Below are 25,638 nucleotides of genomic sequence, written 5' to 3' on the forward strand. Positions count from 1 at the left end.
AGATAGGCTAATATAGCTAGGTATTCGAAAAAAAATGATAAAAAGATAATTAAACAGGAGGGGAAAAAATGAGTAATCTAGCCAGACAATTGCAGGAACAGCAACAGCAACAGCAGCAACATTTGCCATTGGCCGAACCTAAAAGGGCAAGGGCAAGAAAGTTTTGGCTTACACCAGGAGAAATGGTGCTGGGATTGACATTTACCGCAATGGTCGGCTTTGGAGCGGTCCATATGATTTCCAATCAGTCTCAAATTTACAGCGCTAACAAGGACATTCAGGAAATTCAGAGCTCGATTAAGGAGCAGGGTAAGATAAATGATGATTTAAAGGTTCAGGTTAGTGAACTTAGTACATATGAACGAATCAAGGCAATAACCGATAAGCTTGGTCTTCAATTCAATGATAAAAATGTTAAGGTAGTGCAGCAAAAATGAGCCGAAAACAGCCTAATATGAATTTTGGAGCAGCGATATTATTTGTAATATTCAGCCTGCTCTTTTTTGTCTTGATTTTCCGATATTTTTCCATTCAGATAACAGGGGAGGCTGCCGGCCAGCCGCTTGTCGCAAAGGCAAAACAGAAATATATGAAACAGGGAGTTTTAGAAGCAACCCGGGGAACCATTTTTGATCGTACCGGCGAAGTGGTTGCCGAAGATACTGCAGCTTACACGCTTGTTGCCATTCTTGATAAAAAAATGACAACCGATCCTAAAAAGCCAATGCATGTTAAAGATCCGGAGAAAACGGCCAGAGAACTTTCCAAGTACATTAAAATGGACGAATCAGAAATTTACCATCGATTGACGAAGAAGAAAGTTTTTCAGGTGGAGTTCGGGGAAGCAGGACGGGATATATCACATCAAACCAAGACAAAAATTGAAGATTTACATCTTCCGGGAATTATATTTTTGCGCGACTCTAAACGATTCTATCCGAATGGAATTTTTGCTTCACATGTGGTCGGATTTGTGGAAAGAAAAGAACAAAGTGACAGAACGTATAAAACAGAGGCGAAAATGGGTGTAGAGAAAACGGAAGATTCAAAGCTGGAAGGTAAAAATGGAACAATCGATTATGAAAGTGACTTATGGGGATATCTGTTACCCGATAGCAAGAAAAAAATTACTCCAGCCAAAAACGGTAATGATGTATATTTGACACTAGATAAGAAAATCCAAACCTTTTTGGAGGATTCTCTTAATAAGGTGGATAAGGAATATAAGCCTAAAAAGATGATTGCAATTGTGGCTAATCCTAAAACGGGAGAAATATTAGCCATGGGTCAGAGGCCTACCTTCCGTCCATCAACAAGAGAAGGAATCGATAAGAGCTGGCATAATGAAGCGATCGAAACATCCTTTGAACCTGGTTCAACGATGAAGATATTTACGCTTTCTGCAGCAATTCAGGAAAATGCGTTCAATCCAAATGCCATCTATCAGTCTGGAACCTATAAAATTGCGAAAAGCACTATTCATGACCATAACTATGTTGGATGGGGACCTATAACCTATTTAGAAGGAGTACAGCGTTCTTCAAATGTTGCATTCGCGAAGATTGCTAACGAGCAATTGGGCTTTGATAAATTAAGGACATATTTAACAAAATTTGGTTTTGATAAACCGACAGGTATTGATTTACCAGATGAAGCAAGCGGAAAGATTTTGTTTCATTGGCCAATTGAAAAAGCGACTACCGCTTTTGGACAGGGTACAGCGATAACCCCTATCCAGCAAATCCAGGCTGCAACTGCAGTTGCGAATGACGGAAAAATGATGAAGCCGCATGTGGTTGAAAAAATTGTGAATCACGATACAGGTGAAGTAATTAAAGACTCAACTCCAGAAGTAGTAGGGAATCCAATTTCTGCGGAAACAGCAAAAAAGGTGAGAGATATTCTTGAAACAGTAGTTACCTCGCCTAAAGGTACAGGCAGCAAATATAAGATTGATGGCTACAGTGTAGCAGGTAAAACAGGAACTGCCCAAATGCCAGGACCAGATGGAAAATACCTCACAGGGGCACAAAACTATGTTTTCTCTTTCCTTGGTATGGCTCCAAAAGATGACCCAAAATTAATTGTTTATGTTGCTGTGCAGCAGCCTGATATTGAAAGCTATTTTGATGGATCAAAACCTGTGTCAGAGATTTTTGTTCCAGTTATGAAGAGCAGCCTTCAGTATCTAAATATACAGCCTGCCAAACAGGACAAACCTTCAACACTTGAATTGCCAGATCTAACCGGTGAACAAGCTGATACCGCTGTTAATACATTAAAGGAAAAAGGCTTTGAAACAGTTGTTATAGGAAATGGAACTAACATCGAAGGACAGCTTCCTAAAGGGGGAGAAACAATCCTTGAGGGAGAGAAAATCGTTATTTACACGGGGGGGAACCGCAAGATTCCTGATATGACAGGATGGTCATTAAGGGATGTAATGAAGGTGGCAAAGCTGCTCGATATTAAGCTGAGCTCAGCCGGAAGCGGATACGTTGAAAAACAAAGTATACCTGCCGGTACAGAGGCGAAGGATAGGGATTCCTTAATAGTGAAACTCCGATCTCCAGAGCAGCTGTTTGAAGCAGATGCTAAAAAGAATAGTAAAAAAAATAATTCAGATTCAGGTAAGGATGAAAACTCAGAAGAGGTTAAGGATTAAACAATCGCCATTGCCGCAATCGTTCTAATTAAATTCGTACAAGCATATAAATGAACGGACTTATGAAAAGGAGGATCGTTCATTTATGCGTGTTTCTAATGTTACCGTTAGAAAGCGGCTGATGGTTGCTTTATTTGTCGGCATTCTGACTTTTTTAATTATCGACGTCCGTCTTGGTTATGTTCAATTTTTTCTTGGAGACAAACTAACGGATCTTGCCAAGGGCTCATGGAGCCGAAATATTCCTTTTCAGCCTAAGCGAGGGGAAATAACAGATAGAAATGGAGTTGCTCTTGCAACCAATATAAGCACACCTACTGTTTACGTGGTGCCCAGACAGCTTAAGAACCCCGCCAATACTGCAGCCAATCTCTCCAAAGTGCTGGGGCTTGATAAAGAAAAAACCTATAAGGAAATCACTGCAGGAGAGTCAATGGTCCGCCTAAAGGGAGGCAGGAAAATCTCTCATGCGAAAGCAAAAGAGATCAGGGCTTTGGGCCTTAAGGGTGTTTATATAGGTGAGGATTCCAAGCGCTACTATCCATATGGTAAATATCTCTCACATGTTTTGGGCTTTACAGGAATTGATAATCAGGGATTAATGGGCCTTGAATTATATTATGATAAAGAGCTCCGCGGCGATGAAGGCTCAGTTAAATTTTATGCAAACGCCAAAGGCGAGCGGATGAATGATATGGCTGACGATTATGAGCCTCCGAAAAATGGTCTTGACTTAAAGCTGACAATTGATGCAAAGATACAGACAATCATGGAACGAGAACTTGATAATGCCCAGGCGACATATAATCCGGATGGGTTAATTGCAATTGCGATGAATCCAAATAACGGGGAAATACTAGCCATGTCAAGCAGACCTAATTTTGATCCTGCTAACTTCCGCAATGTGCCCCAGGAAGTTTACAATCGAAATCTTCCTGTTTGGAGTACCTATGAGCCGGGTTCAACCTTTAAAATTATAACCCTTGCAGCCGCCTTGGAAGAGGGTAAGGTGGATCTTGACAAGGATCATTTCCACGACCCGGGGTTTGCGCAGGTTGCCGGAGCAAGGCTAAGATGCTGGAAAGCAGGCGGGCACGGAAGCCAAACCTTCTTAGAGGTAGTCCAAAATTCCTGTAACCCGGGATTTGTTGCTCTTGGTGAAAGACTTGGTAAGGAAAAATTGTTCAGTTATGTTAAGAATTTTGGATTTGGTACAAAGACAGGCATAGATTTGCAGGGTGAAGGATCAGGGATTCTATTTAATCTCGATAGAGTAGGTCCTGTAGAGCTGGCAACTACTGCTTTTGGACAGGGCGTATCAGTGACGCCCATTCAGCAGGTTGCAGCTGTTTCCGCTGCTGTTAATGGCGGAATCCTCTATACTCCTTATGTAGCAAAGGAACTAATTGACCCTCTGACAAAGGAAGTGGTCATGAGGAAAACTCCTGTTGCAAAGAGAAGGGTCATTTCAGAAGAAACTTCCAAAAAAATCCGCTATGCTTTGGAAAACGTCGTAGCAAAGGGTTCAGGCGGCAATGCTTTTGTAGACTCCTACCGTATTGGGGGAAAAACAGGTACAGCGCAAAAAGCACAAAACGGCAGATATTTGGAAAATAATCATATCGTATCGTTTATTGGTTTTGCCCCGGCAGATAATCCCGAACTGGTAGTTTATGTTGCTGTAGATAATCCGAAAGGAACCGTGCAGTTTGGCGGTGTTGTATCCGCTCCGATCGTAGGGAACATCATGAAGGATAGCTTAAGGGCTATGGGAGTACAGCCAAGAAAAGACCAGATTGAGAAAAAACTGAAATGGACAGATACACCAATGATTAAGGTTCCTAATTTGGTAGGTATGACAAAATCGGAACTCCAGGAACAAATGGTCAATCTTAGAATTGATGCAAGCGGTGAGGGGGATATTGTCGTAAGGCAATCTCCGGAGCCAGGCATTAAACTAAAGGAAGGATCGACCATCAGGCTGTTCTTCGGAAAGAAAGAATAGGATAAAAGTGGACGGTAAATTTCCCTTACCGTCCCATTTTTTGCTTTCTTTTTCCAAACATGGGAATAATAACTGTAATTTACTATTTAACCTGTCTAGTTTCAGCGCCCAGCGTGAATTTCTTCCAGGTAAGCTTTTTAGAGTATTTGCATCAACCAGGATTGTTCGGCAATACTTTCTGCAGCCTAATGTTTAACCCACTCCTCCCTTCGATAAGTCACCGCTTGAGTGCTCCCGCACAACAGCTTATTCAGGGAATTCCTTGTTCACCTGGTCGAAAAGCTGTCTGAAGCCTCCGCGATCCTTCAGTTAGCGGCTTAGATAAACGGTCACTTGCACTTTTCTTTAAATCAATGGCATTGTCTTTCATTATCATGTAAAATATAAACGCTATGTTTTAGACATGAGAGGATTTGAGATTATATGAAATTACATGAGCTGCTCAAGCATTTGCATCTTTTAGTTCCTTTTACAGGTGACAACCCTGAAATTACTTCGATTGAAAACGATAATCGTAAGGTTCAGCCTGGAAGTCTTTTTATCTGTATTAAGGGATACACTGTTGACGGCCATGACTTTGCTCCATCGGCTGTCCAAAAGGGAGCCGCAGCGATTTTGGCTGAAAGGGAACTGCATCTTGATGTGCCTGTAATCATCGTAAAAGATACCAATAGAGCTATGGCAGTACTTGCTGATGTGTTTTATGGGCATCCAAGCAGAAAGTTTCAATTAATTGGCATTACCGGAACAAACGGAAAAACTACTGTAAGTCATTTAATTGAAAAAATAATGTCGGACGCAGGAAAAAAAACAGGTCTCATCGGAACGATGTACACTAAAATAGGTGATCGTAAGATTGAAACAAAAAATACAACTCCCGAAAGCCTGACACTGCAAAAGACATTTAAAGAAATGGACGATAACGGTGTACAATCAGCTGTTATGGAGGTTTCTTCCCATGCCTTGGACTTAGGAAGGGTACACGGAACTGACTTTGATGTCGCGGTTTTTACTAATTTGACACAGGATCATCTTGATTACCATAAAACAATGGAAGAGTATAAGCATGCTAAGGGCTTGCTGTTTTCGCAGCTTGGAAACTCCTTTCAGGCTGATAAACCGAAATATGCCATCTTGAATGCAGATGACGAAGCTTCCGAATCCTACATAAGAGGAACAGCTGCGCACGTTGTCACATATGGTATTGACAGTGCAGCAGATATTATGGCTAAAGAAATGAGTATGACACCTGAAGGAACAACATTTAAACTTATCCTTCCACAAGGAGAATACCCCGTTTCGATGCAGCTGATTGGAAAGTTTAGTGTTTATAATGTATTAGCTGCAATTAGTGCAGGGCTGGTTTCAGGAATTACTGCTGAGGATATTATCCGGTCGATTGAATCCGTAAAAGGAGTATCGGGACGATTTGAGCTAGTAAAGGCTGGTCAGGACTTTACTGTAATTGTTGACTATGCTCATACACCTGACAGTCTTGAAAATGTCCTTACAACTATTCGCCAGTTTGCCCAAAAGAAAACCTTTGTGGTCGTAGGCTGCGGAGGGGACCGTGATCGGACTAAACGCCCTTTGATGGCAAAAATAGCCTGCGAATTGGCTAGCGACCCTGTCTTTACCTCAGATAATCCAAGAAGTGAAGATCCAATTGAGATATTAAAGGATATGGAAGATGGAGCAATACCAGGCACATATCAACTGATCCCAGACAGAAAAGAAGCAATTAAGTATGCGATTAAAAATGCTGCTAAAGGCGATGTAATCCTAATTGCAGGAAAAGGACATGAGACATACCAAATTATTGGAAGTCAGGTATTTGACTTTGACGACCGGGAGGAAGCAAAAAAAGCAATTGAAGCTTTATAGGCTTTATTGGAATTAACAGCATAAAAAAATATGGAAAGAGCAGATAAAAAAATGAATAACAACAATCTTTTTTTAGATAAAAAACTTCTTAATAAATCTTACCTATCATATGATATAGCTGTAATAGAAGGGAACTTGGCAGTCAATCTAGGCAGCCGGGGAAGGAGGGGCTAAAATGCTGGAAAAAGTTCTGTTTTTCACAATCCTAATGGGTTTTTTAATAACGGTGTTAATATCCCCTGTTTTTATTCCCTTTTTGAGAAGGCTGAAATTTGGACAAAGCATTCGTGAAGAAGGTCCCAAATCTCATCAGAAGAAATCGGGTACACCTACAATGGGCGGTTTAATGATTCTCTTCTCGATTATTATCAGTACCTTTGTTATGACAGGAAGAATTGCTGAGCCAACTGTCAAAACTTATTTGCTTGTCCTCGTTACGTTTGGATTTGGGCTGTTAGGCTTCCTTGATGATTTTATAAAGGTGGTCCTAAAAAGGAATTTGGGTTTAACCTCTAAACAAAAATTACTTGGACAAATTATTATTTCCGTTATTTTTTATTTCATTTATAAACAAAATGAGTTTCCGACTGTAATTGATCTTCCGTTCGGAGATTATTCGATTAATCTTGGATGGTTCTTTGTCTTTTTCATTCTTTTTTGGCTGGTTGGTTTTTCGAATGCAGTCAATTTAACAGATGGATTAGACGGACTTGTTTCCGGTACAGCAGCCATTGCATTTGGTGCCTATGCTGTTCTTGCCTGGAACCAATCTCAATTTGAGATAGCTATTTTTTGTGTAGCCGCGGTAGGTGCTGTTTTGGGATTTTTGGTATTCAATGCTCATCCAGCAAAGGTGTTTATGGGAGATACTGGATCTCTGGCTTTGGGCGGCGCGCTTGCGGCTGTAGCGATTTTGACAAAACTTGAAATACTGCTAATTATCATTGGCGGGGTATTCGTTATTGAAACTTTATCTGTTATCCTCCAGGTTGCTTCTTTTAAAACAACAGGAAAAAGGATTTTCAGAATGAGCCCGCTTCACCATCATTACGAATTGAGTGGATGGTCCGAGTGGCGGGTAGTTGTAACTTTTTGGAGTGTTGGTTTATTATTTGCGATTCTTGGAATTTATATAGAGGTGTGGTTGTAAGTGAAAACGATAGAGACGTATTGTCATAAGAAAATTTTAGTACTGGGATTAGCCAAGAGCGGTGTAACAGCTGCAGCCCTACTACATAAGCTGGGAGCTTTCGTTACCGTAAATGATATGAAGCCTTTGTCTGAAAATCCAGCGGCACAGGGCTTGCTTGAACAGGGGATAAAGGTTATTTGCGGCAGCCATCCTATTGAGCTTCTAGAGGAAGGCTTCGAATTAATAGTAAAGAACCCTGGCATTCCTTATCATAATCCAATGATTGAAGGAGCAATTGAAAAAGGCATTCCTGTAATAACAGAGGTTGAACTAGCCTACCAGATTTCTGAGGCTCCGTTTATTGCTATTACTGGAACAAATGGTAAGACCACAACAACAACGCTTGTACATGAAATGCTGAATGCTGGCCATAAGTACCCGCTTATTGCAGGAAATATTGGAACGGTAGCCTCTGGAGTAGCGCAGGAAGCAACAAAAGAAAATACCATTGTTATTGAACTATCCTCGTTTCAATTAATGGGTATAGAGCAATTCAGACCTAAAATTGCTATCCTTACTAACCTCTATGATGCTCATCTTGACTATCATGGAACTAGGAAGGAGTACTTTGGTGCAAAAGCAAATATTACTAAAAATCAAACAGAAACAGATTATTTCATTGTGAATTCCGATCAGAATGAAGTGATGGAGATCGCCCGGAACTCAAAGGCATCTATTATCCCTTTTTCAGTGAAACGCCAGCTCGATAGCGGTGCATGTGCTTATGATGGATGGCTCTGGTTCAATGGAGAACAGGTAATCAAGATTGATGAAATCGTCTTGCCAGGAAAACATAACCTTGAAAATATTCTCTCTGCCTTGGCGGCAGCAAAGCTTTCCGGTGTAACCAATGAAGCTATTAGAGAAGTTCTCACAACCTTCAGCGGGGTTAAACACCGCCTTCAGTTCATTGGGGAAGTACAGGGAAGAAAGGTTTATAACGATTCTAAAGCAACTAACATCCTTGCCACAGTTAATGCACTTGCGGCGTTTAAGCAGCCAGTTGTTCTGCTTGCAGGGGGGCTTGATAGAGGCAATGAATTTGATGAGTTGATTCCATACTTTGAAAACGTAAAAACGCTGATTACTTTTGGGCAGACATCTGAAAAAATTCAGAAGGCAGGAAGAAAAGCAGGAATAAAAACAATAACACAGGCCGATAATGTGGGAAAAGCAGTCCCTGTCGCGTTTGACTTATCTGAACCTGGGGATGTTATTCTCTTATCTCCTGCCTGTGCTAGCTGGGACCAATACAAAACTTTTGAAGTCAGGGGAGACATTTTTGTGGAAGCGGTGAATAAGCTTAAGTAAGGGCTTGTCTATGCAGAGATCTCCTTAGTTCGCAACACTGCAAGCCCCAATACTAGCGGTTGAGGTGTGTAGCGGTGCCGACAAAGAAAACGACTCCCGATTTTATTTTATTGCTGGTAACATTTACGCTGCTGGCGATAGGACTTATCATGGTTTACAGTGCAAGTGCTATTTGGGCGGATTATAAATTCCATGACTCCTTTTTCTTTGCAAAAAGGCAGATGCTTTTTGCAGGGGTGGGAATTGCAGCCATGTTTTTTATTATGAATATCAATTATTGGACATGGCGTACCTGGTCAAAAGCTATTTTAATTACATGCTTTGTTTTGCTGGTTTTAGTTCTTATCCCGGGAATCGGCAATGTCAGGAATGGCTCGCGCAGCTGGATTGGTGTGGGTGCGTTTTCCATTCAGCCATCGGAATTTATGAAACTTGCAATGATAGCATTTCTTGCAAAATACCTATCAGAACGGCAAAAGCTTATTACTTCCTTTAAAAAAGGTCTCGTGCCGTCTTTAGGTCTTGCGTTTGCTGCCTTTGCCATGATTATGCTTCAGCCTGACCTGGGTACAGGCACTGTTATGATCGGAACATGCGTTATTATGATTTTTGTTGCAGGTGCAAGAATCAGTCATTTTGGGTGGCTGGGGCTCTTGGGTGTTGCTGGCTTTGTAGGCCTAGTGGCTTCCGCTCCATATAGGATTAAGCGGATTACATCGTTTCTTGATCCTTGGTCAGATCCTCTGGGGAGCGGGTTTCAGATAATCCAATCTTTATACGCGATTGGGCCTGGAGGACTTTTTGGACAGGGGCTGGGTGAAAGCCGTCAGAAGTTCTTCTACTTGCCTGAACCACAAACTGACTTTATTTTTGCTATTCTTGCAGAAGAGCTTGGCTTTATTGGAGGATCACTGATCTTGCTCCTATTCTCACTAATGCTTTGGCGTGGAATCCGAATTGCCCTTGGTGCCCCAGATTTATATGGCAGCTTTCTTGCGGTAGGCATTATCGCAATGGTTGCTATTCAAGTCATGATTAATATTGGGGTAGTTACAGGACTTATGCCAGTTACTGGGATTACACTTCCTTTCCTAAGCTATGGAGGTTCTTCGCTGACATTAATGCTGATGGCTATAGGAGTTCTGCTGAATATAAGCCGTTATTCGAGATACTAAGGTATGAATGCTTCTTAGAGAGCTCGCCATTCGGCGAGTTTTCTTTTTGAAAAGGAACTGTTAACTCTTACTGTTGATTCTTATTAAAAGGGAGGGAGTCCGCTCCGTTACTGCGGACGAACAGCCAAGCCTTCTCGTTCTCGCAGTGGGGTCCTGCCAGCTCGTTTTTCTACAGAACACTGAACTAGCTTCCTCGATTAAACAGCGCACGAATGAAATGTGCTACATTCTGAGGAGTGTCTGTCTGGATTCCCTTTCAATAAACAACATCGTCTACCAAAGCATTTGTCAATAGAAAGAATGCTTAGAATGAAGCATATAGGAGAAACGCCAATTGACTGGATTATCAATCTTTAATAAACCCAGAAATACCTAGGCTTTCCAATCCTTATTAAAATTTATTACAGTTGTCTAACATTCTTTTTTTAAAGCATCAGATTCTGTTTTGTTTATAGTAGAATGGGGTATATCGAGTTGGTGGTCAAAAGCCACTTACCAGGTTAGCAAGTACCCGAAAAGAAGATATATAATGGGGTGTAGAAATGAAAATTGCGATTAGCGGCGGGGGAACAGGCGGCCATATTTATCCGGCGCTGGCTTTGATAAGGGAAATCCAAAAAAAATCAGCCCAAAGTGAATTTTTATATATTGGAACGGAAAATGGATTGGAAAGCAATCTGGTTACTAGGGAGAATATCCCTTTTAAGTCTATACATATAACAGGCTTTAAAAGAAAACTTTCCTTTGATAACGTAAAAACAGTCATGAGATTTTTAAAGGGTGTAAGGGACAGCAAACGAATGCTGAAGGAATTCAAGCCTGATGTCGTAATAGGAACAGGCGGGTATGTATGCGGCCCAGTTGTTTATGCCGCTGCAAAATTAAAAATACCCACCATTATTCACGAGCAAAATAGTGTTCCGGGTCTAACTAACAAATTTTTAAGCAGGTACGTAAATAAAATAGCTGTTTGTTTTAAGGAAGCCCAAGATTACTTTCCGAGTGAAAAGGTTGTTTTTACTGGGAATCCCCGGGCTTCTGAAGTCCAGGGAAAGGATGGAATCCGTGGACGTCTTTCGGCAGGACTAAAGACCAATGTTCCCGCGGTTCTAATTTTTGGCGGCAGCAGAGGTGCGAGACCAATCAACGAAGCGGTAATTAAATCGCTTGCCGTTCTTGGTGAGAAACCATATCAGGTTTTATATATTACTGGTGATGTGCATTTCGAAGACGTAAAGAAAGAGGCAGACCTTGTCGGAAATCCACAGAATGTCATAATCAAACCGTTTATCCACAATATGCCAGAAGTACTGGCCGGAATGGATTTAGTTGTTTCAAGGGCAGGGGCGACTACTCTTGCGGAACTTACATCTCTTGGAATACCAAGTATTCTGATTCCAAGCCCTTATGTAACAAATAATCATCAGGAAAAAAATGCCCGTTCTCTGAGCGACAACGGAGCCGCGGATATGCTCCTTGAAAGGGATTTAAATGCTTCAGCGTTTATTCAAAGTATTGATCGAATAATGCTGGATAAGGATATACAAAAGGAAATGAAAAAGAACGCTTTGAGAATAGGAGTTCCTGATTCAGCAGACCGCATGTTTAAAGTAATGAAACAGCTTACTAAGAAAAAACAATAGGTAGCCCATTTACTGTTAACTGCATAAATTGAATTAACCCCTGATTCAAAATATAAAAAGGATTGAATTTGATTACTGTCTAGCTGCCGTGTCCTGTGACTAGTGGCCATCCCATTCTCCCTTCGATAAGTCAACATCGAATCGTTTTTGATCGCATCAGGTACATTTATGTGCTCCTGCGCTAAAGGACCTTCTGTCAGCTTGTTGCCAAGCGGCAGGAAGTTATTTCATTGGAGCGGGTTTTAACGATGTTACTCAGGGAGCTTCGCTGAACAGACGCGTGCGCTTTTCTATTTGGAGGTAACCATGGACGAATTACTAAAGGAATTAGAAGGTTTAAGTATTGGAAAAGTAAAGCAGAATGAACCACTTGCAAATCATACGACGATTAAAATTGGTGGTCCCGCAGACCTCTTTATAGAACCATCATCAAAGGAAAACTTGAAAAAGTTAATGGAATTTATCCAAGAGCATAATCTTAATTGGCGTGCTATTGGAAGAGGGTCCAATTTACTTGTTTCGGACTCCGGTATAGAGGGGGTTGTGATAAAATTGGGACCTGGCCTTGATACGCTGAATATTGAAGGAGAAATAGTAACTGCTGGTGGCGGCCATTCATTAGTCAGTCTTGCAACACTTGTAAGTAGGCAAGGTTTGTCCGGAATGGAATTCGCTGGTGGTATTCCTGGATCAGTGGGCGGAGCCGTTTATATGAATGCGGGTGCTCACAGATCAGACGTTTCAAAAATATTGAAAAAAGCACTTGTTCTTTTTGATGATGGAAAATTAGAGTGGCTAACCAATAAGGAGATGGAGTTTTCTTACCGGTCCTCTGTTCTGCAGAAGAAGCGCCCAGGTGTTGTAGTAGAGGCGATTTTTCAATTGGAAAAAGGGGACAGAGAAAAAATCACAGCAGAGATCAAGAAGAATAAAGATTACAGAAAAGAAACCCAGCCTTGGAATTTCCCTTGTGCCGGCAGCATATTCCGCAATCCGCTACCTGAATATGCAGGGAACCTGATAGAAAAAGCTGGCCTAAAAGGTCATAGCATTGGAGGAGCAAAGATCTCAGAAATGCATGGCAACTTTATTGTTAATACGGGTAACGCGACTGCTCAGGATGTACTGGCGCTTATCCAGCATGTTAAAGATACCATTTATGATTTATATCAGATAAAAATGGAAACAGAAGTAGAAATAATAGGCAGGAAATAGCAATAAATAGTTCTTTTCGCTGACAAATATTGTGCTATAATAATTCATTAGATATAGGGGAAAAAGCTGTGAAAATAAATAACGGCATGAATACTCGTGCCGTTGTTCTACTTTTTCCGAATAAGGTTTAACTACCCTTTATAAACAGTTCTCCTATTCTAGTGGGGTGAAAATTTTGGAAAATGGAAAAATCGTTACCCTTGAAGACCGGATACCTAAGCTGAAACAGCAAAGGCGCAGAAAAGCTAACAGAAGGCTGATTACACTTCTGCTGCTGTTCTTTATCCTCATAGCCTGTATTATTTATGTTCAATCGCCTTTAAGTCATGTCAGAAAGATTTATGTAAAAGGCAATGAGTTTTACTCATCGAAAGCATTAATAAAACAGACAGGCCTTAATGAACAAACAAACATTTGGAAAATCAGAAAAAAAGAATTATCAGGAAAGCTTAAGAAGCTGCCTGAAATAAAAGATGCGAAAATATCCGTTATCTTGCCGAACTCGGTTATCGTCCAGGTCAAGGAAAACCAAAGGATAGCCTACCTTGCGAAGAATTCTGCTTATTATCCGGTCCTGGAAAACGGCAAAATTGTTAAGGGGAGAAAATCGGCAGATGTTCCGGTAAATGCACCTGTTCTTTTTGACTTTAAAGAAGGGGACGTCCTGGAATTAATGGTAGACAGTCTGAAGAAATTACCTGCTGAGGTTGTTAATTCTATTTCGGAGATCCATTATACACCGAATAAAACGGACAAGTACCATATTTCCCTTTTTATGAACGACGGTTTTGAAGTCAGCGCTACATTAAGGACTTTCTCTGAAAAAATGTCGCATTATCCTTCAATCATAAGCCAGCTGGATCCCAATAAAAAAGGTGTAATTGATTTGGAAGTGGGTTCATATTTTAAAGCTTATGAATCAGAGGGGGAAAAAAACAGTGAAAAAACTGAAGGTGAAAGGTAATCATGTTATTTTATCCCTTGTCTGTCTTGTATTAGGGTACATGATAGCTTTTTCCTACCACCTTACCCAAGAAGAAAATCAAAAAAAAACTAAAAAAGTGTACGGGAAACAGTATGAGGAAACTCTGGCATTAAGGAATGAACTCATTGATCAAGAAGAAACAAACCGAGACCTTGAAAAAGAATTAAAACGTAAACAGGATAAGGTCCTTGAAAATGAAAAGAGCTTATCGAAGGAAGACCAAATCAACTTTAATCTTGCCGAGGATGCTGAGAAATACAGGAAGTTCCTGGGCAAGGTTAAAGTAAAGGGCAAAGGGGTTAAGATAACACTGGATGATGGTGATTATAATCCCGATGAAAAAAATGTAAATAACTATCTGGTTCATGAATTTCATGTATTTAAGGTAATCAATGAACTATACATATCGGGTGCTTCTGCAGTAGCGATAAATGGTCAAAGGTTATCAAGCCATTCTTACATTGTTTGCAATGGCCCCGTAATCACTGTGGATGGATATCAGCATCCGGCTCCGTTTGTTATAACCGCAATTGGAGATCCCGATGTATTATCCTCGGCAATTAACCTTACCGGAGGGGTAAAAGACCAGTTAGTAAACGATAATATTGTTTTTTCACTTGAACAGGATGAAATTGTCCTTGACCCTATTTTAGGAAATTAAAAAAAGAGCATATTCCGTCCACGAAGTTAAAGAGATTAGAAGGTGAGAAAAGTGGACAAGCCCAAAAAGGTCAGCTTTACTCTTATAGCAGTGATTGTTGGTTTTATGATTGCCATTCAGTTTCAGACAATTAAAAAGCCGGTCGAGAGGGATACACGGGATATTTGGCAGTTAAGAGAGGACTTATTGAAAGAAAAAGAGCTGCAATCAGGTCTTTTGAAAGAAATAAGGTCTAATGAGGAAAAGCTGTCAGCCTATGAATCCAAAAGAAAGCAAAGCAAGGAAGAAGTATTAAAAGAAACTCTTAATGAACTTAAGGCAGAAGCTGGGTTAACGGATATAACTGGACCGGGGATTATTCTGAAAATAGAACCTGTTTATGAAGAGATTAAATTAGGAGAGCCAGTTACAGCGACAGTTTCGCCTGACCTCTTAAAGAGACTTCAAAATGAATTAAATATGTATGGTGCTAAACAAGTATCGATTGATGGGCAGCGGGTTATAAATAGCACTGTTATTCGAGACATAAATAAGGAAACAAAGATAGACGGTCATGCAATAAAGGATCTGCCAATAGAGATCCATGTTGTTACTGATGGCCTGAAGAATGCCGAAAAACTGTATAACCACATGCAGGTTTCAAAATCTGCCGAAGAGTTTTTTATCGATAATATGAGATTAACAGTTTCCCAGCCCAAACCCAGTGTTACGGTTCCTGCATATGAAAACCCTATCCGCGTCCTGAACATGAATACTGCCGGAGATGATAAAGGAGGCAATACATAATGTGGCTTCCAATTATGGGGATGATTGTCGGCATTTTTCTAGGGCTGCTGACTGATATCCGTATACCGGAGGAATACTCCAACTACTTGTCAATTGCGGTCCTCGCTGCCTTAGATACTTTGTTTGGAGGTATTAGGGCCCACCTGCAAAATATTTATGATGAAAAAGTATTTGTATCGGGATTTTTCTTTAATATTCTTTTAGCTGCAAGTTTGGCTTTTCTAGGTGTTCATCTTGGTGTAGACTTGTATTTAGCAGCAGTATTTGCTTTTGGTGTCCGGCTTTTCCAAAACATTGCTGTTATCCGAAGGATATTATTGACGAAATGGTCAACTAACCAGCAAAAAACAGAAAAAAAATGATTTTTTTTAAAGGGAATCATTTAGTTGTGCCGAATAATTTTATAAGATATAACCAAGAAGCTATTTAAATCGATTAATATAATTAATTTAAACTTTGAAGAGATTAAAAAGGAGGTGCCAGTGAATGAACAGCAATGAAATTTATGTAAGTCTTGACATCGGTACATCCAGTGTAAAAGTTATCATTGGGGAAATGGTCAATGACTCATTGAATATTATTGGGGTAGGCAATGTCCAATCAGAAGGATTAAGAAAAGGCTCCATAGTAGATATAGACGAAACAGTTCATTCCATTAGAAGGGCAATAGAGCAAGCTGAGAGAATGATAGGAATGGAAATCAGGCAGGTTATTGTCGGAATTTCAGGAAACCATGTTATACTTCAGCCTTGCCATGGTGTTGTCGCAGTATCCAGCGACAATCGAGAAATCACAAATGAAGATGTTGCCCGGGTAATAGAGGCAGCCCAAGTGATTTCAATTCCGCCCGAAAGAGAAATCATTGATGTTATCCCAAGACAGTTTATAGTTGACGGACTTGATGAGATCAATGATCCTCGCGGTATGATCGGTGTTAGGCTGGAAGTGGAAGGAACAATCATTACTGGTTCAAAAACGATTTTACATAACACGCTCCGATGTGTGGAGCGGGCTGGATTGGATATCTTGGACATAACCCTGCAGCCATTAGCTGCAGCATCTTTTGCACTGTCAAAGGATGAAAAAAACCTTGGTGTTGCTCTCGTTGATATTGGCGGAGGTTCAACAAGCCTAGCCGTTTTTGAACAAGGGCATCTTAAAGCTACATGTGTAATTCCAGTCGGGGGAGAACACATTACCAAGGATCTTTCTATAGGTTTAAGGACATCCACCGAGGATGCTGAAAAGATCAAGATAAAATATGGACATGCTTTTTACGATGATGCATCAGAGGAAGAAGTGTTTAGTGTTCCTATTATTGGAAGTGATCAGCATCAACAATTTAACCAGCTTGAAATTTCTGATATTATAGAAGCAAGGATGGAAGAAATTTTCGAACTAGTTGCAAATGAAATTAAGCGAATGGGTGTAAGAGATCTGCCAGGTGGATTTGTCCTTACTGGTGGGGTTTCCAATATGCAGGGTGTTCTGGAACTTGCCCAGGAAATGTTTGATAGCCGTGTTAGAATTGCTATTCCCGATTATATTGGTGTTAGGGAACCGCAATATACAACTGCAGTTGGACTTATAAAATTTGCCTATAAAAATGCCAAATTAAGAGGTGGCCTGGCAGGTATGCCATTGCCAGTTTCCGAACCGAAAGAAAAGAGGATTCCAAAACAGCAGCAGCAACAGCATCCGCCAAAAGTTAAACAGGAAAAGCAGCCGGAGGAAAAAGTGACCTCAAAGGTAAAAAAATTCCTCGGATACTTTTTTGAATAAAAATGCGCGATAATGGAATCTTGACGAATTAGGAGGATATTACATGTTAGAGTTTGATACTAATTTAGACCAACTAGCAACGATAAAAGTAATCGGTGTTGGGGGCGGCGGAAACAATGCAGTTAACCGGATGATTGAGCATGGTGTACAGGGCGTTGAATTTATTGCTGTCAATACTGACGCACAAGCTTTAAATCTCTCAAAGGCAGAAGTGAAAATGCAAATCGGTGCTAAGCTTACCCGTGGGCTTGGTGCAGGTGCCAACCCTGAAGTGGGGAAAAAAGCTGCCGAAGAGAGCCGTGAACAGGTAGAAGAAGCTCTTAAAGGAGCTGATATGGTATTTGTTACTGCAGGAATGGGTGGAGGAACCGGAACAGGTGCGGCTCCTGTCATTGCACAAATCGCACGTGAACTAGGTGCATTAACAGTGGGCGTTGTTACACGACCTTTTACTTTCGAAGGAAAAAAACGGGCTGGACAAGCTTCCGGCGGTATTGGAGCTATGAAGGAAGCCGTTGATACTTTAATCGTTATTCCAAATGACCGTTTGCTTGAAATTGTTGATAAAAGCACTCCAATGCTTGAAGCCTTCCGTGAAGCAGATAATGTACTCCGTCAAGGTGTTCAGGGTATTTCAGACTTAATAGCGGTTCCTGGTCTTATTAACCTGGACTTTGCTGATGTAAAAACCATTATGTCTAATAAAGGTTCTGCACTTATGGGAATCGGTATCGCCGCTGGAGAAAACCGTGCTGCTGAAGCTGCCAAAAAGGCTATCAGCTCACCATTATTGGAAACTTCCATTGATGGTGCCCAGGGTGTATTGATGAATATTACGGGCGGATCAAATCTGAGTCTTTATGAAGTCCAGGAAGCAGCAGATATCGTTGCAACTGCCTCGGATCAAGAAGTTAACATGATTTTTGGTTCTGTTATTAATGAGAATCTTAAAGATGAAATCATTGTTACAGTAATTGCAACTGGATTTAATGAAGAAGTAGTTCAGCCAAAAATGACTCGTCCTTCTTCTTTTGGACAGGTAAAGCCATCGATTGGTACTGTTAAAAGAGAACAGCCAAAACGAGAAGAGGCTCATCAGGAACCTCCTGTAAGAAATACTCAAGCATCTCAGGAAGATGCTTTGGATATTCCTACATTCCTGCGCAATCGTAACCGCAGAAGATAAGAAGAAAAGCGTAAGCTCCCGTTTAGCGACGTAAGGGCAGGGGCCCGCTTCGACTGAGATAAAGGATACACGAAACGTGTAACGTTTCGATGTTGACTTATCGTAGGGAGAAGTGGGATGGACATTAGTCGCTGGGAGCTGAAGCTAGACAAAGAAAAGCGTAAGCTAGACAAAGAAAAGTGTAAGCACTCTCGGAGATGAAACTTCGCCGGGTGGATAAGCTAGATAAAAATATTTGTTTATGAGGTATGATTTTAACGGAATCATGCCTCCAGACTGTAGACAAACTCGAAGAATTTTGAGTTTGTCTACAGTCTTTTTTCTTTTTGGCTTTTTTTTTAGGTTGACTGTGGATTTTAGCTTTGGGTGGACGCTTTCCGCGGGCGGGGCCGAGCCGCTTCCTTCGCTACGCTCAGTCCAGGGTCTCGAATGACCCGATTTTCCCGCTGGAGTCGCCACCCTTCGCTATAATCAAGTTAAATTAGTTTACTAATTCCTTAATATACAAATTAATACTCTTTGAGGTGGTATAACAATGATGACTAAAAATAAAATCAAATAAGCTAGAACAGCTAGAAATGCTTACTTACTGATCAATTAGTTCCTGAAGCTCTTTTAGTAGCTGAGATTGAGAAGGCAATTGACTTTTCTTTTATTAATCCAATAGTGGAAAGCCTATATTACAAAATGGGGAACAAGTAATGATCAAGTGATTTTATTTAAGATTACACAGCGACTGATAAAAAAAGAATTTTATGTACTATTGTGACCCCTAGAAATATACATGATAGGTATCTTTGCGCTCAAGGAAAAGTAGTAAGAACACGCCGATAACAATAAATGGAAATTTCTCGTAAATCAGATTCAGAGGTTTGTGCGGCCTGTTTATTTTTATAAATATACAGAAGCAAAAATCATCAACTAAAGCTCATTCAACAGTTGAGAGGAGCGGAAGGTGCTTGACTCCTGGGTGATTATCGTTACAGGCGAAACACTGCAGGATCCAGCTGCGAGGAGGCTCGGCGAACGGCCCCCGGAAAGCAAGCGACTGGAACGGAGAGCAACTTTTCTGCAATCGGAGGCATGATTTTCTATGGAATCATGCCTTTCTATTTATTCCCACTCAATTTTCCTTCTAAATCTTGCTTTAAAAAACTGACAAAATTCCGCAGAGAAGGATGAAAATTTCTCCACTTTCATGTACACAAAGTGACACACTTCAGCGTTAACTCTAGGTTATACTTTTCGGTAAACAGAATATTAATAGACTTGCTTGGCTCTAAGTTTATTCTCGTGTTGCAATGATAAGTAAAGGAGGAGGGGGCTCTGGTTGTATATTTAGATATAATCTGGCTGCTCAATCTTCTGTTTGACAGTCTTCTCCTCTACCTGACTGCTATCCTACTGAAAAGGAAATTCAAATATTGGAGACTAATTACAGGAGGTTTCATTGGTTCACTCATTGTTTTGTTATCCTTTACTCCTTTCAGTTGGATTACAAGCCACCCTGTTTCAAAGTTTCTCTGCTCCGTTTTAATGGTTTGGATAGCCTTTGGATTTAAAAGATGGAGATATTTTGTTAACGGGCTTTTAACTCTCTATTTATCGACCTTTATAGCAGGCGGGGCATTAATTGGAGTTCATTATTTTATTCAATATGATCCAAAGCTTACTGAAAATGTCCTGATCTCAAGTGTAAAGGGCTTTGGAGACCCTATCACCTGGTTTTTCGTTATGTTGGGTTTTCCGGCAGCATGGCATTTTGCTAAAAATAGGTTTGACAGAATCGAAATAGCTAAGATCAATTATGACCAGTTAGTTTCAGTCGCTATTAGGGTTGATGAAAAGGATTATAATTTTACAGGGATGATTGACAGCGGTAATCAGGTTTATGATCCAATCTCGAAAATGCCGGTTATGTTCGTTTCTATAAATAAGAAACGAAACCACCTTCCTGAGGACATTATTCAATTGGCGGAAGAATCTGAGGAAATCATTATGGGCCAGACTGAAATTTCCGGTGAATGGCAAAACAGGCTGAGGATTATTCCATGCAAGGTCGTTGGCAAAGATCATCAGCTGGTAACAGCAATTAAACCAGATTTAATAATTGTAACAACAAAGGAAGAGCAAATATTGTGTGAAAAGGGCCTTATTTCTTTTACTGCACAGCAGCTTTCCTCGGAGGATGCCTTTGAGTGCATCGTACATCCGAAAATGCTTACGGGGCACCGGCAGGCTATAAATGAGCCGCAGGTCAGTTGAGAAAATGAGAGGATATATTTTTGTAGTTTGAATACCGTCCAGCTTTAGCGCTTAGTTCTCCCTTCGATAATTAAAAATCTATATGCTTTGCATTTCGTGTGTCCTTTATCTCAGTCAAAGCGGAGGCTTGCAGGAAGCAGGTCAGAAGGGTGTTGCCACAGGGGGGCAGATTTAGCCTTCATGGTATCCATACAGCGCTCACCGGGCGCTTCCGCATTTCTTAACTAGTCAGTATATATCCTTATCTTCTGAACGCATAAGCAAAGCAAGGGTATCCGCCAAAAGTACTTGGCGAACGCCAAGTTTTGCTAATAATACTATACTCAACTTTAAACAATTTAGAAGGAGGAACTTCCGTGAAAAAATGGAGACTTCGATTATCATATTATTGGTATAAAATTCTAATAAAACTGGGACTTAAAACGGATGAGGTTTTTTATATTGGCGGAAGTGAAGCCCTGCCGCCTCCCCTGAATAAGGATGAAGAAGAATTGCTGCTTAAAAAACTCCCTAATGGCGATAAAGCAGCCCGTTCCATCTTAATTGAAAGAAACCTCCGCCTTGTTGTATACATTGCCAGAAAATTTGAGAACACTGGGATTAACATCGAGGATCTTATTAGTATTGGCACCATTGGGTTAATAAAGGCTGTTAATACCTTCAACCCAGAAAAGAAAATTAAGCTTGCTACATATGCCTCTAGATGTATAGAAAATGAAATTCTCATGTACTTGAGAAGAAATAATAAAATCAGATCAGAAGTTTCCTTTGATGAACCTCTTAATATCGATTGGGATGGAAATGAATTATTACTATCAGATGTACTAGGCACGGATGAAGATATCATTACTAAAGACCTGGAGGCAAATGTAGACAGAAAGCTGCTCACCAAGGCTCTTCATCAGCTGTCAGACCGCGAAAAACAAATTATGGAACTTAGGTTTGGCCTTTCAAATGGGGAAGAAAAAACACAAAAGGATGTTGCCGATATGCTCGGAATATCCCAATCCTACATATCTAGGCTTGAAAAGAGAATTATAAAAAGACTGAGGAAAGAATTCAATAAAATGGTATAACAAAAAAAGGCTCCCAACCAGGAGCTTTTTTTATTGGTTTATCTGGTTGTGCAGAGATTAAAACATTGTTGCAGATAAGCCAGCGTAAAATGAAAAAAGCATTAGCTTAGTGGCGATTAACAGAAAAGATAATAAACAAAAATCCTATACTGAAAAATCTTTTTTTTCGCTTCCCACAAATAAATTTTCACCTTGATTTATTAAGGAAATGTCCGCTTTTTTGGTCCTTTTTCCTTCTTGAGTAAAAAAACGGATGTGCATAATTTTCCTGCTCTCGGAGATACTGTTTTTTGTACAGCAGCTCCTATGAGGAGGGAAAATGATTGACACGAAATAAAGTTGAAATATGCGGTGTGGATACATCAAAACTTCCTGTCTTAAAAAATGAAGAAATGAGACTGCTCTTCAAACAAATGCAAGATGGCGATATTACAGCGCGTGAAAAGCTTGTCAACGGGAACCTAAGGTTGGTATTAAGTGTCATCCAGAGATTTAACAATCGTGGCGAATTCGTTGATGACCTATTCCAGGTTGGCTGTATTGGTCTAATGAAATCAATCGATAACTTTGACCTAGGTCAAAACGTTAAATTTTCAACATATGCAGTTCCAATGATCATAGGAGAAATTCGACGCTATCTTCGGGATAATAATCCCATACGTGTATCGAGATCACTGCGTGACATTGCTTATAAAGCACTGCAGGTAAGAGAAAAATTGATGAGCGAAACATCCCGTGAACCAACAGCTGAAGAAATCGCCCGTGTACTGGAAGTGCCACATGAGGAAATCGTTTTTGCCCTCGACGCAATACAGGATCCTGTCTCTCTATTTGAACCGATTTACAATGACGGGGGAGACCCAATTTTTGTGATGGACCAGCTAAGTGATGAGAAGAACAAGGATATTCACTGGATTGAAGAGATCGCACTGAAAGAGGGAATGAGAAGATTGAATGAAAGGGAAAAACTCATTCTCCGCAAAAGATTCTTTCAGGGAAAAACTCAAATGGAAGTTGCAGATGAAATAGGAATCTCCCAAGCTCAGGTCTCAAGGCTTGAAAAAGCTGCAATAAAACAAATGAATAAAAATATCCAGAGCTAAGCTGCCAATGGGCAGCTTTTTCATTTTTATCCAGAAATTATTAGGCGATCCTATACATATATTTATAAATAGCAGGAAAGAGGAGTGAGGAAGATGATAAAAATCTCAGAGTTTCAAATAAAGGATGTTGTCAATGTCGCCAATGGAAAAAATCTTGGAAATATAGGGGATATAGAAATTAACCTTGATACTGGAAAAATTGAATCAGTTGTAATTAATAAAAACGGCAGAGTTTTAGGGTTGTTTGGTAAAGAGGATGAAATTGTAATCCCATGGAGGAATATTCTCAAAATAGGTGAAGATGTAGTTCTTGTCAGATTTAACGGAAAAATTCCCGAATCGATTGAATAAACCTAGAAATAACACTTTTATTGGCTCTTTATGTTAAACTATAGAGAAAAAGCGCGAGGTAAGAAATGGAACCGTTTATTTTACAAAATGACTCCTTTTTTCTAATCAAAAACTGGATTGAGCAGTTTCCCGGACTTACTGCAGGAATAACCACTAAGAATGGTGGAGTCAGCCAGGATCACTTCTCCAGTTTGAATTTTGGTTTTCATGTGGGGGATGATCAGACATCGGTTTGCCAAAATAGGGATCGTTTAGCTGAATTGATCGATTTCCCTTTGGACAATTGGGTTGGAGCCGAACAAACGCATGAAGTATTTGTAAGAAAAATTTCGGCTTCAGATCGCGGGCTGGGAGCCCGTTCCTATGAGAACGCCTTTAAAAGCACGGATGGATTTTATACGTCAGAACGGGGGATTTTGCTGACTCTTTGTTTTGCTGATTGTGTCCCCCTTTTTTTTATTGCACCAAAAGCAGGTATGATTGGCTGTGCACATGCCGGCTGGAAAGGAACAGTCCATGGTATTGCCCGGAATATGGCAGAGGCTTGGGAGAAGGAAGGTATTAAGGCATCTGAAATATATGCAGCAATTGGGCCCTCTATTTGCGGAAAATGCTATATTGTGGATGACCGTGTTATTACTTTCGTAGAAAATACACTAGAATCTGTCGAAAAAAAGCCCTATAATCAAATAAAAGAAGGGCAGTATAGCCTTGATTTACAGGAAACAAACAAATTGATTATGATGGCCGCTGGCATCCCAGAACAGAATATAAGCGTTACCAGCCTCTGCTCCAGCTGCGATCAGGATCATTTTTATTCCCATCGGCGTGATTCCGGCAAGACTGGAAGAATGGCTGCCTTTATCGGCTGGAAGGAGGAAGTTAAGCCATAATGGAAGTTGCAGAAAAGCTTAAGGACATTAAAAATAAGTTAGAAGAAGCCTGCCGCAGGGCAGGAAGAAATCCTGAAGATATAAAAATAATTGCGGTTACTAAATATGTCAGTACCGAAAGGGCCCTTGAGGCTGTTGAGGCGGGTATTCTTGATTTAGGAGAAAACCGGGACGAAGGGCTATTAAAAAAGTGGGAAGTAATGAAGGACAAGCCTGTGTGGCACTTTATCGGGTCCATTCAGACCAGGAAGGTCAAAAATATTATTGATAAGGTTCAATATATTCACTCACTTGACCGTTTGTCGCTTGCTGAAGAAATTAATAAAAGAGCTAAAAATCCAATCAAATGCTTTGTGCAGGTTAATGTTTCCGGTGAAGACTCCAAGCATGGAATGAGTCCGGAGGATGTTATTAATTTTATTGAGCAGCTGGCTCCTCTCAAAAAGATTGTTGTTGACGGGCTAATGACAATGGCCCCAAATACCGATAATGAAAATATACTGCGAAATTGTTTCAAAACACTAAAAAACCTTCAAAAAGATATACAAAAATGCCAGTTTAACCATGCTCCGTGCAGGGAACTTTCAATGGGGATGTCAAACGATTATTCCATTGCAGCAGAAGAAGGAGCAACCATGGTGAGGATCGGAACTGCATTAGTTGGAGAAGAAGATTAGGAGGTGCAATAAATGAGCATTAAATCAAAAATCAAAACATTTTTCTTTCTAGATGATGAATATGATTATACAGAAGAGGAATATGTTGAGGAAGTAGAGCCGGTAAAACCGCAAAGGCAGCAGCCGGTTGCTGCCAAAAGCCAAAATGTCGTCAGTCTTCAAAGTGTTCAAAAAGCTTCCAAAGTAGTATTAGTAGAGCCGAGGGTATATGCAGAGGCTCAGGATATTGCTGATCATTTAAAAAACCGCAGGGCAGTTGTTGTTAATTTGCAGCGGATTGAACATGACCAGGCAAAGCGTATTGTGGACTTTTTAAGCGGCACTGTTTATGCCATCGGCGGTGATATTCAACGAATAGGAAGCAGTATCTTCCTATGTACGCCGGACAATGTAGAAGTTTCAGGAACGATTTCAGAAATCATGCAGGAGCATGATTTACGAGACACGAGGTGGTAGAAGTTAATGGCAATTGTATTTTATCTTCTGCAAAGAGTGCTTTACTATTATTCATGGATATTAATTATCTATATTTTAATGTCCTGGTTTCCAAATGCTCAAAACAGCTCTGTTGGCCGATTCTTAAGCAGAATCTGCGAACCGTATCTTAATCCTTTCCGGAGATTCGTTCCGGCAATTGGTATGATTGATATTTCTCCTATTGTGGCGTTTATGGTACTGAATCTCGCTTCAAGCGGACTCCAAAGATTAGCTATTTGGTTTGTCTAAGACCTACAACTAAGCTTAGAGACTGTTAATATTTAAGGTAATACGATTAAAATTTCA

The 25,638-nt window shown here is 40.4% G+C and carries 23 protein-coding genes; all 23 read left to right on the forward strand.

The window, feature by feature from the left end; translation table 11 throughout:
* The first annotated feature begins 68 nt into the window (after positions 1-68).
* Positions 69-437 (forward strand): cell division protein FtsL, encoded by a 369-nt coding sequence (ftsL, locus tag AC3WR0_RS00585; RefSeq protein WP_492550528.1) that lies wholly within the window; start codon positions 69-71, stop codon positions 435-437.
* On the forward strand, positions 434-2,665 hold the full coding sequence (locus AC3WR0_RS00590) for a penicillin-binding protein (RefSeq protein WP_492550529.1): 2,232 nt from the start codon (positions 434-436) through the stop codon (positions 2,663-2,665). The genes ftsL and AC3WR0_RS00590 overlap by 4 nt, the downstream gene beginning before the upstream one ends.
* Before the next feature lie 85 nt (positions 2,666-2,750).
* Positions 2,751-4,670: a stage V sporulation protein D gene (locus AC3WR0_RS00595; protein ID WP_492550530.1), complete on the forward strand. Its 1,920-nt coding sequence runs from the start codon at positions 2,751-2,753 to the stop codon at positions 4,668-4,670.
* Positions 4,671-5,093: 423 nt separating this feature from the next.
* A complete protein-coding gene (locus tag AC3WR0_RS00600) occupies positions 5,094-6,554 on the forward strand; it encodes a UDP-N-acetylmuramoyl-L-alanyl-D-glutamate--2,6-diaminopimelate ligase (RefSeq protein ID WP_492550531.1) in 1,461 nt (486 codons plus the stop codon).
* A gap of 175 nt (positions 6,555-6,729) precedes the next feature.
* Complete coding sequence (gene mraY, locus AC3WR0_RS00605) at positions 6,730-7,704, forward strand: phospho-N-acetylmuramoyl-pentapeptide-transferase (protein WP_492550532.1); 975 nt, start codon at positions 6,730-6,732, stop codon at positions 7,702-7,704.
* On the forward strand, positions 7,705-9,057 hold the full coding sequence (murD, locus tag AC3WR0_RS00610; RefSeq protein WP_492550533.1) for a UDP-N-acetylmuramoyl-L-alanine--D-glutamate ligase: 1,353 nt from the start codon (positions 7,705-7,707) through the stop codon (positions 9,055-9,057).
* 74 nt (positions 9,058-9,131) lie between these two features.
* The gene (gene spoVE, locus AC3WR0_RS00615; protein ID WP_492550534.1) at positions 9,132-10,232 is read left to right on the forward strand and encodes a stage V sporulation protein E; all 1,101 of its coding nucleotides are present in this window, start codon (positions 9,132-9,134) and stop codon (positions 10,230-10,232) included.
* 542 nt (positions 10,233-10,774) lie between these two features.
* Complete coding sequence (murG, locus tag AC3WR0_RS00620; RefSeq protein ID WP_492550535.1) at positions 10,775-11,875, forward strand: undecaprenyldiphospho-muramoylpentapeptide beta-N-acetylglucosaminyltransferase; 1,101 nt, start codon at positions 10,775-10,777, stop codon at positions 11,873-11,875.
* A 306-nt stretch (positions 11,876-12,181) separates the two neighbouring features.
* Positions 12,182-13,090 carry a UDP-N-acetylmuramate dehydrogenase gene (gene murB, locus AC3WR0_RS00625; protein ID WP_492550536.1) on the forward strand — a complete coding sequence of 303 codons (909 nt, stop codon included), beginning with the start codon at positions 12,182-12,184 and terminating at the stop codon, positions 13,088-13,090.
* A 175-nt stretch (positions 13,091-13,265) separates the two neighbouring features.
* Positions 13,266-14,054: a cell division protein FtsQ/DivIB gene (locus AC3WR0_RS00630; protein ID WP_492550537.1), complete on the forward strand. Its 789-nt coding sequence runs from the start codon at positions 13,266-13,268 to the stop codon at positions 14,052-14,054.
* Positions 14,005-14,736 (forward strand): DUF881 domain-containing protein, encoded by a 732-nt coding sequence (locus AC3WR0_RS00635; RefSeq protein ID WP_492550538.1) that lies wholly within the window; start codon positions 14,005-14,007, stop codon positions 14,734-14,736. Before AC3WR0_RS00630 ends, AC3WR0_RS00635 begins: the two co-directional genes overlap by 50 nt.
* Before the next feature lie 51 nt (positions 14,737-14,787).
* On the forward strand, positions 14,788-15,522 hold the full coding sequence (locus AC3WR0_RS00640; RefSeq protein WP_492550539.1) for a DUF881 domain-containing protein: 735 nt from the start codon (positions 14,788-14,790) through the stop codon (positions 15,520-15,522).
* Entirely contained in the window at positions 15,522-15,884 is a 363-nt protein-coding gene (locus AC3WR0_RS00645) for a small basic family protein (RefSeq protein WP_027323301.1), read from the forward strand. Before AC3WR0_RS00640 ends, AC3WR0_RS00645 begins: the two co-directional genes overlap by 1 nt.
* Before the next feature lie 124 nt (positions 15,885-16,008).
* A complete protein-coding gene (gene ftsA / locus AC3WR0_RS00650) occupies positions 16,009-17,304 on the forward strand; it encodes a cell division protein FtsA (RefSeq protein ID WP_027323302.1) in 1,296 nt (431 codons plus the stop codon).
* 43 nt (positions 17,305-17,347) lie between these two features.
* Positions 17,348-18,490: a cell division protein FtsZ gene (ftsZ, locus tag AC3WR0_RS00655; protein WP_492550540.1), complete on the forward strand. Its 1,143-nt coding sequence runs from the start codon at positions 17,348-17,350 to the stop codon at positions 18,488-18,490.
* 1,326 nt (positions 18,491-19,816) lie between these two features.
* Positions 19,817-20,755 (forward strand): sigma-E processing peptidase SpoIIGA, encoded by a 939-nt coding sequence (spoIIGA, locus tag AC3WR0_RS00660; RefSeq protein WP_492550710.1) that lies wholly within the window; start codon positions 19,817-19,819, stop codon positions 20,753-20,755.
* A gap of 356 nt (positions 20,756-21,111) precedes the next feature.
* The gene (gene sigE / locus AC3WR0_RS00665) at positions 21,112-21,831 is read left to right on the forward strand and encodes an RNA polymerase sporulation sigma factor SigE (protein WP_027323306.1); all 720 of its coding nucleotides are present in this window, start codon (positions 21,112-21,114) and stop codon (positions 21,829-21,831) included.
* Positions 21,832-22,154: 323 nt separating this feature from the next.
* Positions 22,155-22,934, forward strand: a complete 780-nt coding sequence (sigG, locus tag AC3WR0_RS00670; protein WP_027323307.1) for an RNA polymerase sporulation sigma factor SigG — start codon at positions 22,155-22,157, stop codon at positions 22,932-22,934.
* 93 nt (positions 22,935-23,027) lie between these two features.
* The gene (locus AC3WR0_RS00675) at positions 23,028-23,285 is read left to right on the forward strand and encodes a YlmC/YmxH family sporulation protein (protein ID WP_027323308.1); all 258 of its coding nucleotides are present in this window, start codon (positions 23,028-23,030) and stop codon (positions 23,283-23,285) included.
* A 65-nt stretch (positions 23,286-23,350) separates the two neighbouring features.
* Positions 23,351-24,178 (forward strand): peptidoglycan editing factor PgeF, encoded by an 828-nt coding sequence (gene pgeF / locus AC3WR0_RS00680; RefSeq protein WP_492550541.1) that lies wholly within the window; start codon positions 23,351-23,353, stop codon positions 24,176-24,178.
* Positions 24,178-24,855, forward strand: coding sequence for a YggS family pyridoxal phosphate-dependent enzyme (locus AC3WR0_RS00685; RefSeq protein WP_492550542.1), 678 nt, complete (start codon positions 24,178-24,180; stop codon positions 24,853-24,855). The genes pgeF and AC3WR0_RS00685 overlap by 1 nt, the downstream gene beginning before the upstream one ends.
* A gap of 12 nt (positions 24,856-24,867) precedes the next feature.
* Positions 24,868-25,311 (forward strand): cell division protein SepF, encoded by a 444-nt coding sequence (locus AC3WR0_RS00690; protein ID WP_492550543.1) that lies wholly within the window; start codon positions 24,868-24,870, stop codon positions 25,309-25,311.
* A gap of 6 nt (positions 25,312-25,317) precedes the next feature.
* Positions 25,318-25,581, forward strand: a complete 264-nt coding sequence (locus AC3WR0_RS00695) for a YggT family protein (protein WP_492550544.1) — start codon at positions 25,318-25,320, stop codon at positions 25,579-25,581.
* Positions 25,582-25,638: the final 57 nt, after the last annotated feature.

The sequence above is a fragment of the Neobacillus sp. FW104-15D2 genome (assembly GCF_058790155.1).

Coding starts and splice junctions, on each gene's coding strand:
- murB (WP_492550536.1), top strand. CDS start 12,182: ATGGACGAATTACTAAAGGAATTAGAAGGTTTAAGTATTGGAAAAGTA.
- AC3WR0_RS00695 (WP_492550544.1), top strand. CDS start 25,318: ATGGCAATTGTATTTTATCTTCTGCAAAGAGTGCTTTACTATTATTCA.
- AC3WR0_RS00590 (WP_492550529.1), top strand. CDS start 434: ATGAGCCGAAAACAGCCTAATATGAATTTTGGAGCAGCGATATTATTT.
- murG (WP_492550535.1), top strand. CDS start 10,775: ATGAAAATTGCGATTAGCGGCGGGGGAACAGGCGGCCATATTTATCCG.
- AC3WR0_RS00690 (WP_492550543.1), top strand. CDS start 24,868: ATGAGCATTAAATCAAAAATCAAAACATTTTTCTTTCTAGATGATGAA.
- AC3WR0_RS00675 (WP_027323308.1), top strand. CDS start 23,028: ATGATAAAAATCTCAGAGTTTCAAATAAAGGATGTTGTCAATGTCGCC.
- ftsL (WP_492550528.1), top strand. CDS start 69: ATGAGTAATCTAGCCAGACAATTGCAGGAACAGCAACAGCAACAGCAG.
- pgeF (WP_492550541.1), top strand. CDS start 23,351: ATGGAACCGTTTATTTTACAAAATGACTCCTTTTTTCTAATCAAAAAC.
- AC3WR0_RS00685 (WP_492550542.1), top strand. CDS start 24,178: ATGGAAGTTGCAGAAAAGCTTAAGGACATTAAAAATAAGTTAGAAGAA.
- AC3WR0_RS00595 (WP_492550530.1), top strand. CDS start 2,751: ATGCGTGTTTCTAATGTTACCGTTAGAAAGCGGCTGATGGTTGCTTTA.
- AC3WR0_RS00645 (WP_027323301.1), top strand. CDS start 15,522: ATGTGGCTTCCAATTATGGGGATGATTGTCGGCATTTTTCTAGGGCTG.
- AC3WR0_RS00600 (WP_492550531.1), top strand. CDS start 5,094: ATGAAATTACATGAGCTGCTCAAGCATTTGCATCTTTTAGTTCCTTTT.
- AC3WR0_RS00635 (WP_492550538.1), top strand. CDS start 14,005: ATGAATCAGAGGGGGAAAAAAACAGTGAAAAAACTGAAGGTGAAAGGT.
- ftsZ (WP_492550540.1), top strand. CDS start 17,348: ATGTTAGAGTTTGATACTAATTTAGACCAACTAGCAACGATAAAAGTA.
- mraY (WP_492550532.1), top strand. CDS start 6,730: ATGCTGGAAAAAGTTCTGTTTTTCACAATCCTAATGGGTTTTTTAATA.
- ftsA (WP_027323302.1), top strand. CDS start 16,009: ATGAACAGCAATGAAATTTATGTAAGTCTTGACATCGGTACATCCAGT.